Below are 14,198 nucleotides of genomic sequence, written 5' to 3'. Positions count from 1 at the left end.
TCGCCTTGTCCACCTTGAAATTCGCAGCCTCAGGACGCGTGGTTACTTCACCGCCTGCTGGGCATTCCGGGCCAGCCAGAGCAGGTCTGCCCGCCGCCCGCACAGGCTGTTGGCCTGGGCGGCCAGGAACAGCATCCAGGCCAATTCGGCTGCAATGACGGCATAGCCGATCCCGGTCAGCCCCAGCGCCGGAACCAGCACAATCGCTGCAACCAGCAGGATGGCGAGCGCCAGGACACAGGGCATGGCGGTGCGGATCTGGAAGCCGCCGATCGCCAGCAGGTTCTGGTTCATCCCGCCCATGGAGCGGATCGATTGCCCCACCAGCAACAGCACCAGCAGCAGGCTGCCTTGCTCATAGTGGCTGCCGAAGAAGGACAGGACGAAGCGCCCGAGCAACAGCGCCGCCACCAGCCCTGCGAGCGCAATGAGCAGTGTCAGGCTGTTCATCCGCCACAGCACGGTGTTGGCAGCAGCGGTATCCCGCCGCGTCATCGCCGCGGTGAAATCCGGAAGCACGAAGAGCTGCCCCGCCTGCAGCACGAATCCTGCGATCGCCGCAAGCCGCACCGCGACGCCGACCACGGCGGCATCCTCCGGGGCGTAGAGGAACCCCGCCAGCAGCATCACCACATCGGCAAAGGCGAAGGAGACGATGCTCACCAGCAGCAGGGCCACGCTGCGGGGCCGCAACACGCGGGCGTAGAGCGCGCGATAGCTGAACCAGTGCCGCAGCTTCAGGTCCTCGCCCTGCATCGAGGCCGCAAGGCCAATGGCCACGATCCACACCAGAACCGTGAAGGCGGCGAGCACGGCATAGACATTGTCGCCAAGACCGAGCGCGATGAAGATCGCAATCGCCGAAAGGAAGAGAACCGGCCGCACGATGAAGTCAGGGATGTAGGAGAGCGGGAACCAGCGGAGACTGTTGGCGATCATGGCGTTGTAGCGCATGAAGCCCGAGAACGGAGCGGTGACGAGCCCGACCGCAAGCGGCATCACCACCTCCGGCTTCAGCAGCCTCAACTGCCATACCGCAACGAGCAGCACCACCAGAACCGCGAAGACCACCACCATGTGCCGCAGCACCAGCCCGTGATAGGCGGCAACCGCCTTCCGTTCATTGCGGGCGAGCAGCTTGGGCAGATGCGTGCTGGCAAGCTGGGTCTCGCCACCACTCATCAGCAGCGAGAAGAACGCCGCCGCACTCATGGCGATGAAGACCTGCGTCACGTGCTCCGGAATGAGCGCCCGCGCCAGCACCACCTGGGTGAGAAGCCCGAGCCCCGCACCCAGGAAGCGCGCACCCACATAACCCGCAAGGGCGGCGATCATCTTCTTCAGGGTCATGTCGCCTCCCCTCGGGCAGCATGCGAGCCAACGGACTCATCCGAGTGCGTTTGCCCGGGCCGGGCGCGTCAGCGCGTGGTGGGGTCGAGAAGCTTGCGGGCGTCGGTAAGATCGCGCAGCGCCGCCTTCAGGGTGTCGGTCTGTCCGCCGGTCAGCTTGTGGATGACCTTCGGCGCCTCGCCGATGGGGCGGGCAAGCGGCGCGCGGCCCACGGGGGGCGCCACCGCCTTGACGATGCGGGGCGCGGCCTTTGCCATGCCGGGCGGCGGAGCCTTCTCGGCCAGAAGCTCGGGCTTCCGCGCCTTGGCTTCGCCGCGGCCGATGGCAACGATCGTCGCCGCGCCATCGTCCTTGAAGATCTTCTGCACGCCGCGGATGGTGTAGCCTTCACCATAAAGCAGTACGCGGATGCCGCGCACCAGGTCCACGTCGGCCGGGCGGTAATAACGCCGCCCGCCGGCCCGCTTCATGGGCTTGATCTGCGTGAAGCGGGTTTCCCAGAAACGCAGCACGTGCTGCGGAACGTTCAATTCATCCGCCACTTCGCTGATGGTGCGGAAGGCGTCCGGAGATTTTTCCACGAGTAAAGTTCCTTGCCGTCGTCAGGTCTCGTCGTCGGTGCCAGGCTCATGTCCGTTGATGATGTTCTTCATCACCTGGCTGGGCCGGAAGACCAGAACGCGGCGCGGGGTGATGGGCACCTCTTCGCCGGTCTTGGGGTTGCGGCCCATACGCTCACGCTTTGAACGCACAAGAAAGGTACCGAAGGAGGAGAGCTTCACGGAGTTCCCTTCCACCAGCGCCTGGGAAACAAGTTCCAGAACGTCATTGACCATTTCGGCTGATTCAGCTCGCGACAGGCCGATGTCCCGGTGAACGGTTTCCGCCAAGTCTGCCCGCGTCAGAGTCTTGTTGCCCATACGCATCCCTCCCTCAGGTTTGCACAAACTAGTGCGCTTTGCCTTGCCGGTCAATTGCCCGCGGGAACGAATGCGCCTTTTCTCAAGGGCTTAGATGCTGAACTTAAAGCCGGGCCAGGACCGCACCCCAGGTGAAGCCTCCGCCCATGGCTTCCATCAGCACGAGATCGCCGGTCTTGATTCGCCCATCCTTCACGGCGACGTCGAAGGCGAGCGGGATTGAGGCCGCCGAAGTATTGCCGTGGCGGTCGAGCGTCAGCACGATCCGTTCTTCGGAAATCCCCAGTTTGCGCGCTGTTCCCTCAAGGATGCGGCGGTTGGCCTGGTGCGGCACGAACCAGTCGATCTGGCCCGCCGGCACCTTGGCTTCGTCGAGAACCTCCTGCATCACCGCCGCGATGTTGACCACGGCATGCTTGAAGACTTCCTTTCCCTCCATGCGGAGGTGACCCACCGTCTGGGTTGAGGATGGCCCGCCATCGACATAGAGCTTGTCATTGTAGCGCCCATCGGAATGCAGCTTGCAGGCGAGAATGCCGCGATTGGCGCCGTCGCTCTCGGCGGTGAGCACGAAGGCGCCCGCCCCGTCGCCAAAGAGCACGCAGGTGGTCCGGTCTGTCCAGTCGAGAATGCGCGAGAAGGTCTCGGAGCCGATCACCAGCGCCGCCTTGGCCTGGCCCGCCTTGAGCAAGGCGTCAGCCGTGGTCAGCGCATAGACGAAGCCCGAGCAGACCGCCTGCACGTCAAATGCCATGCCGTGGCGGATGCCGAGGTCGGCCTGTACGGATGTTGCCGTAGCCGGGAAGGTCTGGTCGGGTGTGGAGGTTGCAACGATGATGAGGTCGATCTTCTCCACCTCCATCCCCGCCGCGGCCAGCGCATCCCGCGCGGCAGCCACGGCCAGCGTACGCGTGGTCTCGCCCTCGCCAGCAATGTGACGGGCGTGGATGCCGGTACGTTCCACGATCCATTCATGCGACGTATCGACGACCTTGCTCATGTCGTCGTTCGTCATGACGCGCTTCGGCAGGGCCGAGCCCACACCCCGGATGACACTGCGAACCATAAAACTCCTATTCCGCCGCCGTTGCGGCAGGCGAAGATGGGGTGAGCAGCGCATTCACCTGCGCCACGTCTTCGGCGATCTTGGCCACGAGGCCGTTTGCGTACATGTCGATGGCCACATCGATCGCGGTTGCAAAGCCGATGGCGTCCGTGCCGCCATGGCTCTTCACCACGATCCCGTTGAGGCCGAGGAAAACGCCGCCATTGTGCTTGCGCGGGTCGAGCCGGTCGCGGAAGGCGCGGAAGGCGCCCGAAGCCAGAAGCGCGCCAAGCTTGGCAGTGAGTGTCCGCGTGAGTGCCGACTTGAGAAAGCTGCTGATCTGCTTCGCCGTGCCTTCGGCGGCTTTCAGCGCCACATTGCCGGTGAAGCCTTCGGTGACAACCACGTCGACCGTGCCCTTGCCGATGTCGTCGCCTTCGACATAGCCGTGATAGTGCAGCGGCAAATTCATCTCGCGCAGGATGCGGCCCGCTTCCTTGACGGACTCATTGCCCTTGATCTCTTCCACGCCGATGTTGAGGAGGCCGACCGTGGGCTGCTGCAGGCCGAAGAGACAGCGCGCCATTGCCTCGCCCATCACCGCAAATTCGAGAAGCTGGCGGGCATCGGCACCTACCGTGGCGCCCACGTCGAGCACCACGCTGCGCCCGCGCATGGTGGGCCACACGGCGGCGATGGCGGGCCGCTCAATGCCTTCGACGGTGCGGAGGATAAAGCGCGCCATCGCCATCAGCGCGCCGGTGTTGCCGGCGGAGACGGCCACATGGGCCTCGCCCTGGCGCACCGCATCGATCGCCTGCCACATGCTGCTCTTGCCGCGCCCACGGCGCAGGGCCTGGCTCGGCTTGTCATCCATGGCCACGGCGACCTCGGTGTGACGCACCGTCGCCACCTTCTGCAGGCCGGGATGCCTTGCGAGAACGGGCCCGACCTTTGCCTGGTCGCCGAACAGCAGGAAGGAATAGCCCGGGTGCCGCTGGGCGGCGAGCGCCGCTCCCGGAATCACCATGTCGGGACCTTGGTCGCCCCCCATGGCGTCCAGCGCAACTGTCAGCTTCTCAGCCATTCATTCTCACACGAATCATGGACCCCGCCCCGGGGACCGTCAGGCCAAGCAAAATAGAGCCTTGTCCGCCCGAAACAACCCCGAAATTGGCAGGCGATTGCGGCCAGGCGGTGCCGGGATCAGCCGCCCTCTTTGTCGCGGTTTTTCAACACGGCGAAGGGCGACACCTTGGCCGGAGCGGGCTCTTCCTCGGCCTTGCCCTCGCCCGCCGGCGTCTCGAAGGCCTCACCAGGCTTCCGCGGATAGGGATCGAGTTCCAGGCCCAGGGTCTCGGCTGCCACCTCGCCCAGATCGATTTCGCCGTCTTCGATGACGTCGATATCCTCTTCGCTGTCGCCGCCCCCATGGGTCAGGAAATAGCGTTCCACAGGAAAGCGCACGGTGCTGCGGAAAGTCTCGAGGCTGATCACCGACACCTGGTCAATGTCGGCCTCCACCTCACCCGTCACCTTGTAGCCGCCGCCCCGCCAGGGCCGCACGTTCAGGTCGGCCGAGACGGCATGAACGGCCGGCACTTGCAGCCGGCGGGCAAGGGCCGTGCACTCCGGCGCCGTGGCGTTCAGCCGTTCACGGCTGCCCTGCGGCCCCACGCGGGCCACTTCGAGCGGACGGGAAAATTCGGGTCCCTGCTGCCTCATGGAAACGCCACCTTGCCCCGGACGATCTCCTCCGTGGCCTGCGCCTTGAGGTGCTCCCGGGCCTTCAGCACCCAGTCTGCAAGGCGCGTTGCCTCCGCCTCCGCCACACCGGCATAGACGTTACGGGCCAGGGCTTCGGTGAGCCCGCTCCCTTGCTGCAGGGCCTCGGCATAGGCCTTCACACGGCCATAGAAGGCCTCGGACATCTTCCGCACCTTCTTGCCCACCGAGAGGTCGCCTACGCCCATTTCTCGGAGCGAGCGATCCATGTCGGCGAAGAAGGTATCGGTGAGGCGCTGGCGGAAATCCTCCACCTCCGCGCCCTCGCCACGTAGCCGCTCCAGCACGAGGAACAGGTGCAGCGAGATCATGTCGAAGCGGCCATCGATCGTGTCCGGAACAGCCCATTCGGCATAGAAAAAAGGCCGCCGCGCCGCGGCCACAATCGCTTCGTAGAGGCTCTGGGCCGTATCCTCGGAGCGGGCAAAAAGGCGTTTCAGGAACATGTGCTTGTCCGGGTCAGTGGTTTCGGGCAAACGGGCGTGGAAAGAGTGACGAAGTCAGACATGCAGAATTCTACGGGCAAGCCATCGCGGCGGACCTTCATATGGCTGGGCGGGGCCGTGGCTGCAAGCCTTCTCGGAGGCTGCCAGCCCATGATCAACCGCCGTGGCTATTACGCCAAGCCCGGCGCCCTGAACCAGGTGCGCGAGGGCATGGCAAAGTCCGAGGTCGAGGCCATCATGGGTTCTCCCTCCACGACCGCGAGCATCAACCTGCAGGGCGACAGCTACTACTACATCACCAGCATCACTGCGCAGCGCTCTTTCCTCGACCCCTCCGAGCAGACCCGCGAGATCATCGCCATCCGCTTCGACAAGGGCGACCAGGTCGCCAGCGTTGCCCAGTATGGCCTCGAAGACGGCCGCGTCATCAACATGCTGGACCGCAAGACACCTGTCATCGGCCAGGAATTCAGTTTGGTGAAGGAACTTCTGGCCGGCAAGGGCGGCCCTGTCGGCGGTGTCATCGGAAAGTCACTCTGACGCCCGTTGCCGGTTGACGCGACGCCAGCGCTTTGGGAACCTGACGGCCTGACAACTCAAGCAAAAGTGCCTATGGATCTCATTCTCACGGGCGGCCGCGTGGTCGATCCCTCCCAATCCCTCGATGCCGTGACCGAGGTCGGCTTCGCCGCCGGCAAGGTTGCCGCACTCGGTCAATCCATCCCGCGCGGTCCGAATACGGTGGTTAAGGATGTCAGCGGCCTCCTCGTCACGCCCGGCCTCATCGACATGCACACCCACGTCTACTGGGGCGGTACGTCCCTCAGCATCGACGCGGAGGAATTCGCCCGCACCAGTGCCGTCACCACGGCCATCGACACGGGCTCCGCCGGGCCCGGCAACTTCGCAGGCTTCCGCAAGCATGTGATCGAGAAGTCGGAGACACGCATCCTCGCCTATCTCCATATATCGCATGCCGGCATCTACGCCTTCGGCCACGGCATCGAGGTCGGCGAGAGCGAAAACATGAAGCTCATGAACCCCGCCGCCGCGGTGGAGGTGGTCGAGGCCAACCGCGACGTAATCGTCGGCATGAAGGTACGCGTCGGCCGCTATTCCTCGGGCGACCAGGGAGCAGCCCCCCTCGACATCGCCATGCAGGTGGCCGACGCCACGGGCGTTCCCCTCATGGCGCACATCGACGAGCCGCCCCCCTCCTACGACGACGTGGTGAACCGGCTGCGCCCGGGCGACGTTCTCACCCATTGCTTTCGCCCCTTTCCCAACGTGCCCTACTCCGGACAGGGCAAGGTGAAGGCCTGCGTGGACGCGGCGCGAAAGCGCGGAGTCTTCTTCGATGTCGGCCATGGCGGCGGCTCCTTCGCCTTCAAGACGGCGCGCACCATGCTGGCAAACGGCTTCCTGCCTGATACGATCTCGTCGGACGTGCATGTGCTCTGCATCAATGGCCCGGCCTTCGATCAGGTCACCACGCTCTCCAAGTTTCTCTGCCTCGGCATGAGCCTGAGCGAGGTGATCGCGGCCTCCACCTGCAACGCGGCCTACGCGCTGAAGCGACCCGAACTTGGCTCACTCAAACCGGGCTCAGTGGGTGATGCCTCCATCCTCTCGCTGGATGAAGGGCGCTTCGACTATGTCGACGTGGTGGGCGAACACCTGATCGGCGACCGCAAGCTCAATGCCCGCGGCGTCGTCGTGGCAGGCACGTGGTGGCACCCGGCCTGAAGGCCGGGCGCCGTCACTCACACCTACTCACTGCTCCCGGTCGAACCTTCTCGTCAGAACTGCATGTTGGCGCCGACGCGGAAGATGTTGACGTTGCTGTCGAACGAATAGTCCTCGTTGTTGTCGCTGAGACCATCCACCTGGGCAAAATCGAGATGGAGGAATTCCGCCTTCACCGACCATGCCTGGCTCATGGCGTATTCAACGCCCACACCGAGTGCGAGACCGGCACGCAACCCGTTCTCCTTCGCGGTCTCGCCGGCCGTGTTGCCGATCGACGTGTCGTCGATCTGGGCGAAGGCCACGCCACCGGTGGCGTAGGCGAGCAGCCGGTCATTGAGGAGATAGCCGGCCCGGGCGCGGAGGGTGCCGAACAGCGGGCCGACATCGCTGCTCCAGTTGTGGCCATCGAACACCGTTGTCGTGCCCTTGTTCACGTTCATGATGCCGAGGTCAGCCTCGACGCCTCCGACGATGTGGTCGGTCATGCGCCAGTTGTAGCCACCGGTCAGCGTCATCGCGCCACCGGAGAGATCGAGATCGGCGACACCGTGATCACCGGCCCGGTCATAATGCTGGGTTGATGTGCCCCATCCGCCGCCCACGCTGGCACCGATGTAAAGTCCCTGCCAGGCGAAATCGCCGGGCCCGGATGCGGGCACGATCTGCATGCCCGGACCATCATCCTTCAAGACGCGATTGACGTTCTCGGCCTTCACGGCCGTAGCACAACTCACGCACACGGCTGCAACAACAGCCACTCCGCTCACAAACTTCTTCACGACGTACCCTCGACTCGAATGAGCCGTCCCTCGCCGTCCTTTCCTGTGTCGTGCCGGAATGGGACACCCGCTGGGCGTGAATCGGGCAACCCCGGTACCAAATCATGGTGATTACAAGAACGTGTAACACCACTGGCTACACAAGCGGGAAGGCGCAATGAGAACTGCCGAAGAGTCAGTCGCGCACAAAGAAAAAGGCCGGAACGGTTGCCCGCTCCGGCCCTGTCTAATGCATGTGACGATCGCTTAGTGAGCGGCCAGCACCGCGAGCAGCAGAAGCGCCACGATGTTGGTGATCTTGATCATCGGGTTCACGGCGGGGCCCGCCGTGTCCTTGTAGGGGTCGCCGACGGTATCACCCGTCACCGAAGCCTTGTGGGCATCGGAACCCTTCAGGTGCTTCACGCCCTTGGAGTCGACGAAGCCGTCCTCGAACGACTTCTTGGCGTTGTCCCAGGCACCGCCGCCTGCCGTCATCGAGATGGCGACGAAGATGCCGGTGACGATCACGCCCATGAGCATGGCGCCCACCGCAGAGAAGGCCTGCGCCTGTCCGGCAATCGCCTTGATCACGTAATAGACGATGATCGGCGAGAGCACGGGCATCAGCGACGGGATGATCATTTCCTTGATCGCGGCCTTGGTCAGAAGGTCGACGGCGCGGGCATAGTCCGGCTTCTCGGTGCCCTTCATGATGCCGGGCTTTTCCTTGAACTGGCGGCGCACTTCAACGACCACGGCCTGGGCCGCACGGCCCACCGCAGTCATTGACATGCCGCCGAACAGGTATGGCAGCAGGCCACCGAAGAGCAGACCCACCACGACGTAGGGCGACGACAGATCGAAGGTCACCGGCACGTCGGGGAAGAAGGTCTTGAGGTCCTGCGTATAGGCAGCGAAGAGCACCAGCGCGCCGAGACCGGCGGAACCGATGGCATAGCCCTTGGTCACGGCCTTGGTGGTGTTGCCCACGGCGTCGAGCGCGTCGGTGTTGTGACGCACTTCCTTGGGCAGGCCCGCCATTTCGGCGATGCCGCCGGCGTTGTCCGTCACCGGGCCGAAGGCGTCGAGCGCCACGATCATGCCGGCCAGCGCCAGCATGGTGGTGACAGCGACTGCCACGCCGAAGAGGCCGGCGAGGTTGAAGGTGACGAGGATGCCCGCCACGATCACGATCGCGGGAAGAGCGGTCGATTCCATCGAGACAGCGAGACCCTGGATCACGTTGGTGCCGTGACCGGTGATCGACGCTTCGGCGATGGAGTTGACCGGGCGCTTGCCCGTGCCGGTGTAGTATTCGGTGATCCAGATGATAGCGGCGGTGATGATGAGGCCCACCACGCCACACCAGAACAGCGACATCGGGGTGAAGCCACCGAGGTCAGCGCTCATGCTGCCGAAGACCAGCGAGATCACCGGATAGAGCACCACCAGCGAGAGAACGCCCGTCGTGATCACGCCCTTGTAGAGGGCGCCCATGATGTTGTTGCTGGACCCGAGCTTCACGAAGAAGGTGCCGATGATCGAGGTGATCACACAGGCGCCGCCGATCGCGAGCGGAAGCACCATGCCGGCGAGCTTCATCTCCTGCGGCAGCGCGATGGCTGCGAGCACCATGGTGGCGACAGTGGTCACCACATAGGTTTCGAACAGGTCAGCGGCCATGCCGGCGCAGTCGCCGACGTTGTCACCGACGTTGTCGGCGATGGTGGCGGGGTTGCGCGGATCGTCTTCCGGAATGCCGGCTTCGACCTTGCCCACCATGTCGCCGCCCACGTCGGCGCCCTTGGTGAAGATGCCGCCGCCGAGACGGGCGAAGATGGAGATCAACGAGGCGCCGAAGGAGAGCGCCACAAGCGCGTCGATCACCGGGCGGCTGGTCGGATCGAGGCCGAGCGAACCGGTGAGGAAGCCGAAGTACAGGACGACGCCGAGAAGGCCGAGGCCCGCGACGAGAAGGCCGGTCACCGCACCCGCCTTGAAGGCGAGGTCGAGGCCGCCCGCCAGCGACTTGGTCGCGGCCTGGGCGACACGCACGTTGGCGCGCACCGAGACGTTCATGCCGATGAAGCCGGCAACACCCGAGAGGATGGCGCCGATGGCGAAGCCGATCGCCGCATAGGTGCCGAGCAGGAACCAGGCGATGACGAAGATCACCACGCCGACGATGCCGATCGTCGTGTACTGGCGCTTGAGGTAGGCCGACGCGCCCTCGCGGACGGCAGCGGAAATTTCCTGCATGCGAGCGTTGCCAGCGTCGGCAGCCATCAGACTCTTGGTCGTGATGACGCCGTAAACGATGGACAGCAAGCCTGCCAGGACGATCAGCCAAAGTGCTGTGTTCATGGAAGGGAATCCTTGAGTTGTTGAGTTGCCCCTGCCCGACCGTTGGCCGCGGTCCCGGAACATCCATCGGGACTCACGCTTCCCTGCCAAAGGGCTTGGGTTGGCAGCGGTATGCCGCAATCCCGCCACAACTTCAATGGGGATAACTCAGCATTTCGTCGAGGAAAATGAGGGGCGTAACTCAGTCGGATGAGGCGTTTACGCCTTAAATCGCCAGAGCCTTTTTGGGGTGCCGCCACAGCCACAGGATGAGGGCAAGGCCGATGGCCGCAAGGGGCAGCACGGCCCAGTTGACGATGGACCATCCGGCACCTGCCATCAGCGCCCCGGCGGAGAGCGAGGTGAGTGTCGTGGTGCCGAACACGAGGAAATCGTTCAGGCCTTGCGCCTTGTTGCGTTCCAGCGGCTCGTAGGTGCTGGTGAGCAGCGTGGTGCCGCCGATGAAGCCGAAGTTCCAGCCGAGCCCAAGCAGGATCAAGCCCACGGCGAAGTTCTCGAAGCGGATTCCCGCAAGTCCGGAGAAAGCTGCCGCGATCAGCAGCGCCATGCCGGTGCTGGCCACCTTGCCCGCGCCAAAGCGGGTGATCAGCGCGCCTGTGAAGAAGCTCGGCACATACATGGCAAGGGCATGCCACTGGATGACCCAGCTTGAATCCTGCACCGTGAAGCCGCAGCCGAGCATGGCCACGGGCGTCGCCGTCATCACCAGGACCATGATGCCGTAACTCACCATGGAGACACCCGCCGCCACGATGAAGGAGGGCTGCGAGGCGATCTGGCTCAGGGGACGGCCGCTCGCCGTTATGGAGGGATCGAGCCGCGGAATGTCGACGAAGGCCAATACGCCCGTCGCAACGGCAGCGAGGCAGGCCATCGCCACCCAGGTGCCGGCGAAGGTCACGGGCGCGAAGAGGTCCACGGTCTTCATCACCATCACGCTGCCCAGCAGAGCCGCCACCACGCCGCCCGTCATCACCCAGGAGATGGCCTTGGGCCGGAAGGCCGGGCTTGCGAGATCGGCCGCGGCAAAGCGGTAGTAGGAGGACGAGGCCTGGTAGACGCCCACCATGAAGGAGCCGAGCAGCACGAGTTCGAAGTTGCGCAGGAAAATGCCGGTCGCGCCCGTGAGCCCGCCCAGCATGCCCACGAACGAGGCCAGCATGAACCCGGCCCGACGCCCGATCCGCCGCATGAGCAGCGAAGACGGATAGGTGGTGCTGGCGGAGCCGACGATCATCATCGTCATCGGCATGGTGGACCAGAACGGGCTGGGCGCAAGCTGCGTGCCGACAAGGCCTGCCGTCACCACCAGCGCCGTGGTCACTGCACCATAGAGCGCCTGCGCCACCGCAAGCACCATGGCATTGCGCTTCGCCTTTCGGTCATCGAAGGCGTGCGGGCTCACTTGGTGAATTCCGCGGGCCGCCGGTTGCGGGCGAGCGTGTTGAGGACGCCGTTGACGAAGCGCGGCTCGTCACCGCCATCGAAGAAGGCATCGGTCACATCGACATACTCCGACAGCGCCACGCGGGCTGGAACCTTGTCCATGAAGAAAAGCTCGAAGGCGGCGGCACGAAGAATGGCGCGTACGGTGGCATCGAGACGATGCAGCGGCCAGTCCTTGTCGAGAACCGCATCCAGCGCCGGATCGAGCAGCGCCTGCTCGCGCACCACACCCTCCACCACCTCGCGGAGGTGGCGGTAGTCGGCTTCGCCGCAATCGCCGTTGTCGAAGTTGTCGCCCTGGGCCCGGGAGGAGAATTGCGCCAGCGTCTCGCCCACGTCAGTGGCTGCAATGTCCATCTGGTAAAGGGCCTGCACTGCTCCCAGCCGGGCGGCAGATCGGGCAACAGGCGGGCGGCGCGGCGTGGTCATGATGGTCGTGGAGTCCCTGGTACTTTCAATCAGCAAACGATTTACCGCAACGGACGATCAAATCGGAACGATTTGAGAGAGGAAAGTTGCGCCACATATCTCTTGGCGCATCTTTCGCTTCGCAAGTGGCATCCACTTGCTCGCACGATGCGTTGAGCGCGTGATAGCGGGTTGCGCCGGGCTTCGCCAGTCCCGTCCTGCATGGCGGCCCCGCAGGCCATGACGGCGCCTGAGGACATTGGGTCGCAGGCGAGGCTTGTCCCTCCCCTGCCCTTGGCCTAATGCGGGCCTTCTTCTTAACCATGTGGGCGACACCAGTGACCACCGCAAACCTCAGCTCCAAGGCCCTGATGGGCGCCGTCTACATGGTGCTGGCCGGCATCAGCTTTGCAGGCATCAATGTCATCACCCAGATCGTGACCGGCAGCCCGGACTACGGCGGCTTCGGCTTCAAGCCCACTTCGGATGCCTTCTGGCAATACTTCTTCGCCTTCCTCTTCTCGCTCCCCTTCCTCATCCGGCAAGGTACGCGCGGCCTCTTCACCCGCCACCCGATGACGCACATCATCCGCGTGTTGCTCTCCGCGCTGGGCGTGCAGGCCTTCGTCTTCGGTCTCGCCCACGGTGTTCAGATCTGGCAGGTGATCGCGCTTGTCATGACCTCGCCCTTCTTCATCCTGCTGGGTGCGAAGTTCTTCCTCGGTGAAGAGGTGGGCGGCAACCGCTGGATCGCCGCGAGCCTTGGCTTTGCCGGTGCGCTCATCGTGCTGCAACCCTGGTCGTCGGGCTTCTCGGTTTGGTCATTGGCGCCCGTCGCCGCCGCCATCCTGTGGGGTGCTGCATCCCTGCTCACCAAGAAACTCACCGCCACCGAACAGCCCGAGACCATCACCATGTGGCTGCTGCTGCTGCTCTCGCCGATCAATTTCGCGCTCTCGGCCACCGCCGGCTTCGAATGGCCCTCGGGCGATGTGCTGTGGCTGGTCTTCGCGGCGGGCGCCATCCAGTTCGCGGCGCAGTACTTCCTCACCAAGGCCTATGCCGGTGCGGATGCCTCGTTCCTGCAGCCCTTCGACGACCTGCGGCTCCCCTTCAACATCATCGCGGGCTGGCTCGCCTTCAGCTACCTGCCGGAAGGCAATCTCTGGATCGGCATCGCCCTCATCCTTGCCGGCTCCGCCTATCTCGTGTGGAGCGAGAACCAGAAACGCGGTCGATTGAAGGCGGCGTAACGCGACGCAATCAATTGGTCTCCATGGCCGGGCTTGACCCCAAATAATCGTCACCCCCGCGAAGGCGGGGGCCCAGCTGCCTTGTTCATCATGCGCGATCTACCAAAGCTGGATTCCGGCTCGCGCGCGACATCTCGCGTGCGCTTGATCAAGGCGCGCGTCCGGAATGACGGTTGAGAGAGCGCGGGAGCGGCTAGTTACCCCTTCCGCTCGTCGTCGCCCGAAAGCGAGCCGATGATCTCGCCGAACTCCTTCGGGTCGCGGAAGTTCTTGTAGACGGAGGCAAAGCGCACATAGGCCACGTCGTCGAGGTTCTTCAGACCCTCCATGACGAGTTCGCCGATCTGCTCGGAGCGGATTTCGTTTTCACCCAGGCTCTCGAGCTGCCGCACGATGCCCGAAACCATGCGCTCCACCCGCTCCGTGTCGACAGGCCGCTTGCGGAGCGCGATCTGCACCGAGCGCATCAGCTTGTCACGGTCGAAAGGCGCCCGGCGGCCCGACTTCTTCACCACCATGAGTTCGCGGAGCTGGATGCGCTCGAAGGTGGTGAAGCGGCCGCCGCAATCCGGACAGGCGCGACGGCGCCGGATGGCGGAATTGTCTTCCGTCGCCCGGCTGTCCTTCACCTGTGTTTCGGCATTGCCGCAAAACGGGCAGCGCATGGGCTG

General features: G+C 64.4%; 15 protein-coding genes. 3 read left to right on the top strand and 12 right to left on the bottom strand.

Annotated elements, in window-relative coordinates; all coding sequences use genetic code 11:
• Nucleotides 1–42: 42 nt before the first annotated feature.
• The 7 genes from QM801_RS07015 to QM801_RS06985 all read right to left on the bottom strand — a co-directional run bounded on the left by QM801_RS07015 (nucleotide 43) and on the right by QM801_RS06985 (nucleotide 5,546).
• Nucleotides 43–1,350: a lipopolysaccharide biosynthesis protein gene (locus QM801_RS07015; RefSeq protein WP_415018491.1), complete on the bottom strand. Its 1,308-nt coding sequence runs from the start codon at nucleotides 1,348–1,350 to the stop codon at nucleotides 43–45.
• Nucleotides 1,351–1,418: 68 nt separating this feature from the next.
• Entirely contained in the window at nucleotides 1,419–1,931 is a 513-nt protein-coding gene (locus QM801_RS07010) for a MerR family transcriptional regulator (RefSeq protein WP_415018490.1), read from the bottom strand.
• A 21-nt stretch (nucleotides 1,932–1,952) separates the two neighbouring features.
• On the bottom strand, nucleotides 1,953–2,270 hold the full coding sequence (locus QM801_RS07005) for an integration host factor subunit alpha (RefSeq protein WP_415018489.1): 318 nt from the start codon (nucleotides 2,268–2,270) through the stop codon (nucleotides 1,953–1,955).
• A gap of 103 nt (nucleotides 2,271–2,373) precedes the next feature.
• Entirely contained in the window at nucleotides 2,374–3,336 is a 963-nt protein-coding gene (locus QM801_RS07000) for a beta-ketoacyl-ACP synthase III (RefSeq protein ID WP_415018488.1), read from the bottom strand.
• A gap of 7 nt (nucleotides 3,337–3,343) precedes the next feature.
• Entirely contained in the window at nucleotides 3,344–4,402 is a 1,059-nt protein-coding gene (gene plsX, locus QM801_RS06995; protein ID WP_415018487.1) for a phosphate acyltransferase PlsX, read from the bottom strand.
• 119 nt (nucleotides 4,403–4,521) lie between these two features.
• Nucleotides 4,522–5,040 carry a YceD family protein gene (locus tag QM801_RS06990; RefSeq protein ID WP_415018486.1) on the bottom strand — a complete coding sequence of 173 codons (519 nt, stop codon included), beginning with the start codon at nucleotides 5,038–5,040 and terminating at the stop codon, nucleotides 4,522–4,524.
• Nucleotides 5,037–5,546: a ubiquinol-cytochrome C chaperone family protein gene (locus tag QM801_RS06985; protein WP_415018485.1), complete on the bottom strand. Its 510-nt coding sequence runs from the start codon at nucleotides 5,544–5,546 to the stop codon at nucleotides 5,037–5,039. Before QM801_RS06985 ends, QM801_RS06990 begins: the two co-directional genes overlap by 4 nt.
• Before the next feature lie 60 nt (nucleotides 5,547–5,606).
• On the opposite strand from QM801_RS06985, the gene QM801_RS06980 reads away from it, so the two are divergent.
• Nucleotides 5,607–6,086, top strand: coding sequence for an outer membrane protein assembly factor BamE (locus QM801_RS06980; RefSeq protein WP_415018484.1), 480 nt, complete (start codon nucleotides 5,607–5,609; stop codon nucleotides 6,084–6,086).
• Between the two features lie 66 nt (nucleotides 6,087–6,152).
• Entirely contained in the window at nucleotides 6,153–7,292 is a 1,140-nt protein-coding gene (locus QM801_RS06975) for an amidohydrolase/deacetylase family metallohydrolase (RefSeq protein ID WP_415018483.1), read from the top strand.
• A gap of 53 nt (nucleotides 7,293–7,345) precedes the next feature.
• Here QM801_RS06975 and QM801_RS06970 read toward each other — a convergent pair whose 3' ends face one another.
• The 4 genes from QM801_RS06970 to nusB form a co-directional block, all read right to left on the bottom strand.
• Nucleotides 7,346–8,029, bottom strand: coding sequence for an outer membrane protein (locus tag QM801_RS06970; RefSeq protein WP_415018482.1), 684 nt, complete (start codon nucleotides 8,027–8,029; stop codon nucleotides 7,346–7,348).
• 291 nt (nucleotides 8,030–8,320) lie between these two features.
• The gene (locus tag QM801_RS06965; RefSeq protein WP_415018481.1) at nucleotides 8,321–10,420 is read right to left on the bottom strand and encodes a sodium-translocating pyrophosphatase; all 2,100 of its coding nucleotides are present in this window, start codon (nucleotides 10,418–10,420) and stop codon (nucleotides 8,321–8,323) included.
• A gap of 205 nt (nucleotides 10,421–10,625) precedes the next feature.
• On the bottom strand, nucleotides 10,626–11,825 hold the full coding sequence (locus QM801_RS06960) for an MFS transporter (protein ID WP_415018480.1): 1,200 nt from the start codon (nucleotides 11,823–11,825) through the stop codon (nucleotides 10,626–10,628).
• Nucleotides 11,822–12,295, bottom strand: a complete 474-nt coding sequence (gene nusB / locus QM801_RS06955) for a transcription antitermination factor NusB (RefSeq protein WP_415018479.1) — start codon at nucleotides 12,293–12,295, stop codon at nucleotides 11,822–11,824. The genes QM801_RS06960 and nusB overlap by 4 nt, the downstream gene beginning before the upstream one ends.
• A 350-nt stretch (nucleotides 12,296–12,645) precedes the next feature.
• On the opposite strand from nusB, the gene QM801_RS06950 reads away from it, so the two are divergent.
• Nucleotides 12,646–13,527, top strand: a complete 882-nt coding sequence (locus QM801_RS06950) for a DMT family transporter (RefSeq protein ID WP_415020903.1) — start codon at nucleotides 12,646–12,648, stop codon at nucleotides 13,525–13,527.
• Nucleotides 13,528–13,724: 197 nt separating this feature from the next.
• On the opposite strand, the gene nrdR is transcribed toward QM801_RS06950, so the two are convergent.
• Nucleotides 13,725–14,192, bottom strand: coding sequence for a transcriptional regulator NrdR (gene nrdR / locus QM801_RS06945; protein WP_415018478.1), 468 nt, complete (start codon nucleotides 14,190–14,192; stop codon nucleotides 13,725–13,727).
• Between the last annotated feature and the right edge of the window lie 6 nt (nucleotides 14,193–14,198).

The organism is Aestuariivirga sp. (assembly GCF_047600585.1).
Taxonomy (GTDB): domain Bacteria; phylum Pseudomonadota; class Alphaproteobacteria; order Rhizobiales; family Aestuariivirgaceae; genus Aestuariivirga.
Note: the sequence above shows the minus strand (reverse complement) of the source record. Positions and strands in the feature narration are given on the sequence as shown.

Coding starts and splice junctions, on each gene's coding strand:
- QM801_RS07015 (WP_415018491.1), bottom strand. CDS start 1,350: ATGACCCTGAAGAAGATGATCGCCGCCCTTGCGGGTTATGTGGGTGCG.
- QM801_RS07005 (WP_415018489.1), bottom strand. CDS start 2,270: ATGGGCAACAAGACTCTGACGCGGGCAGACTTGGCGGAAACCGTTCAC.
- QM801_RS07000 (WP_415018488.1), bottom strand. CDS start 3,336: ATGGTTCGCAGTGTCATCCGGGGTGTGGGCTCGGCCCTGCCGAAGCGC.
- plsX (WP_415018487.1), bottom strand. CDS start 4,402: ATGGCTGAGAAGCTGACAGTTGCGCTGGACGCCATGGGGGGCGACCAA.
- QM801_RS06990 (WP_415018486.1), bottom strand. CDS start 5,040: ATGAGGCAGCAGGGACCCGAATTTTCCCGTCCGCTCGAAGTGGCCCGC.
- QM801_RS06985 (WP_415018485.1), bottom strand. CDS start 5,546: ATGTTCCTGAAACGCCTTTTTGCCCGCTCCGAGGATACGGCCCAGAGC.
- QM801_RS06980 (WP_415018484.1), top strand. CDS start 5,607: ATGCAGAATTCTACGGGCAAGCCATCGCGGCGGACCTTCATATGGCTG.
- QM801_RS06965 (WP_415018481.1), bottom strand. CDS start 10,420: ATGAACACAGCACTTTGGCTGATCGTCCTGGCAGGCTTGCTGTCCATC.
- nusB (WP_415018479.1), bottom strand. CDS start 12,295: ATGACCACGCCGCGCCGCCCGCCTGTTGCCCGATCTGCCGCCCGGCTG.
- QM801_RS06950 (WP_415020903.1), top strand. CDS start 12,646: ATGGGCGCCGTCTACATGGTGCTGGCCGGCATCAGCTTTGCAGGCATC.
- nrdR (WP_415018478.1), bottom strand. CDS start 14,192: ATGCGCTGCCCGTTTTGCGGCAATGCCGAAACACAGGTGAAGGACAGC.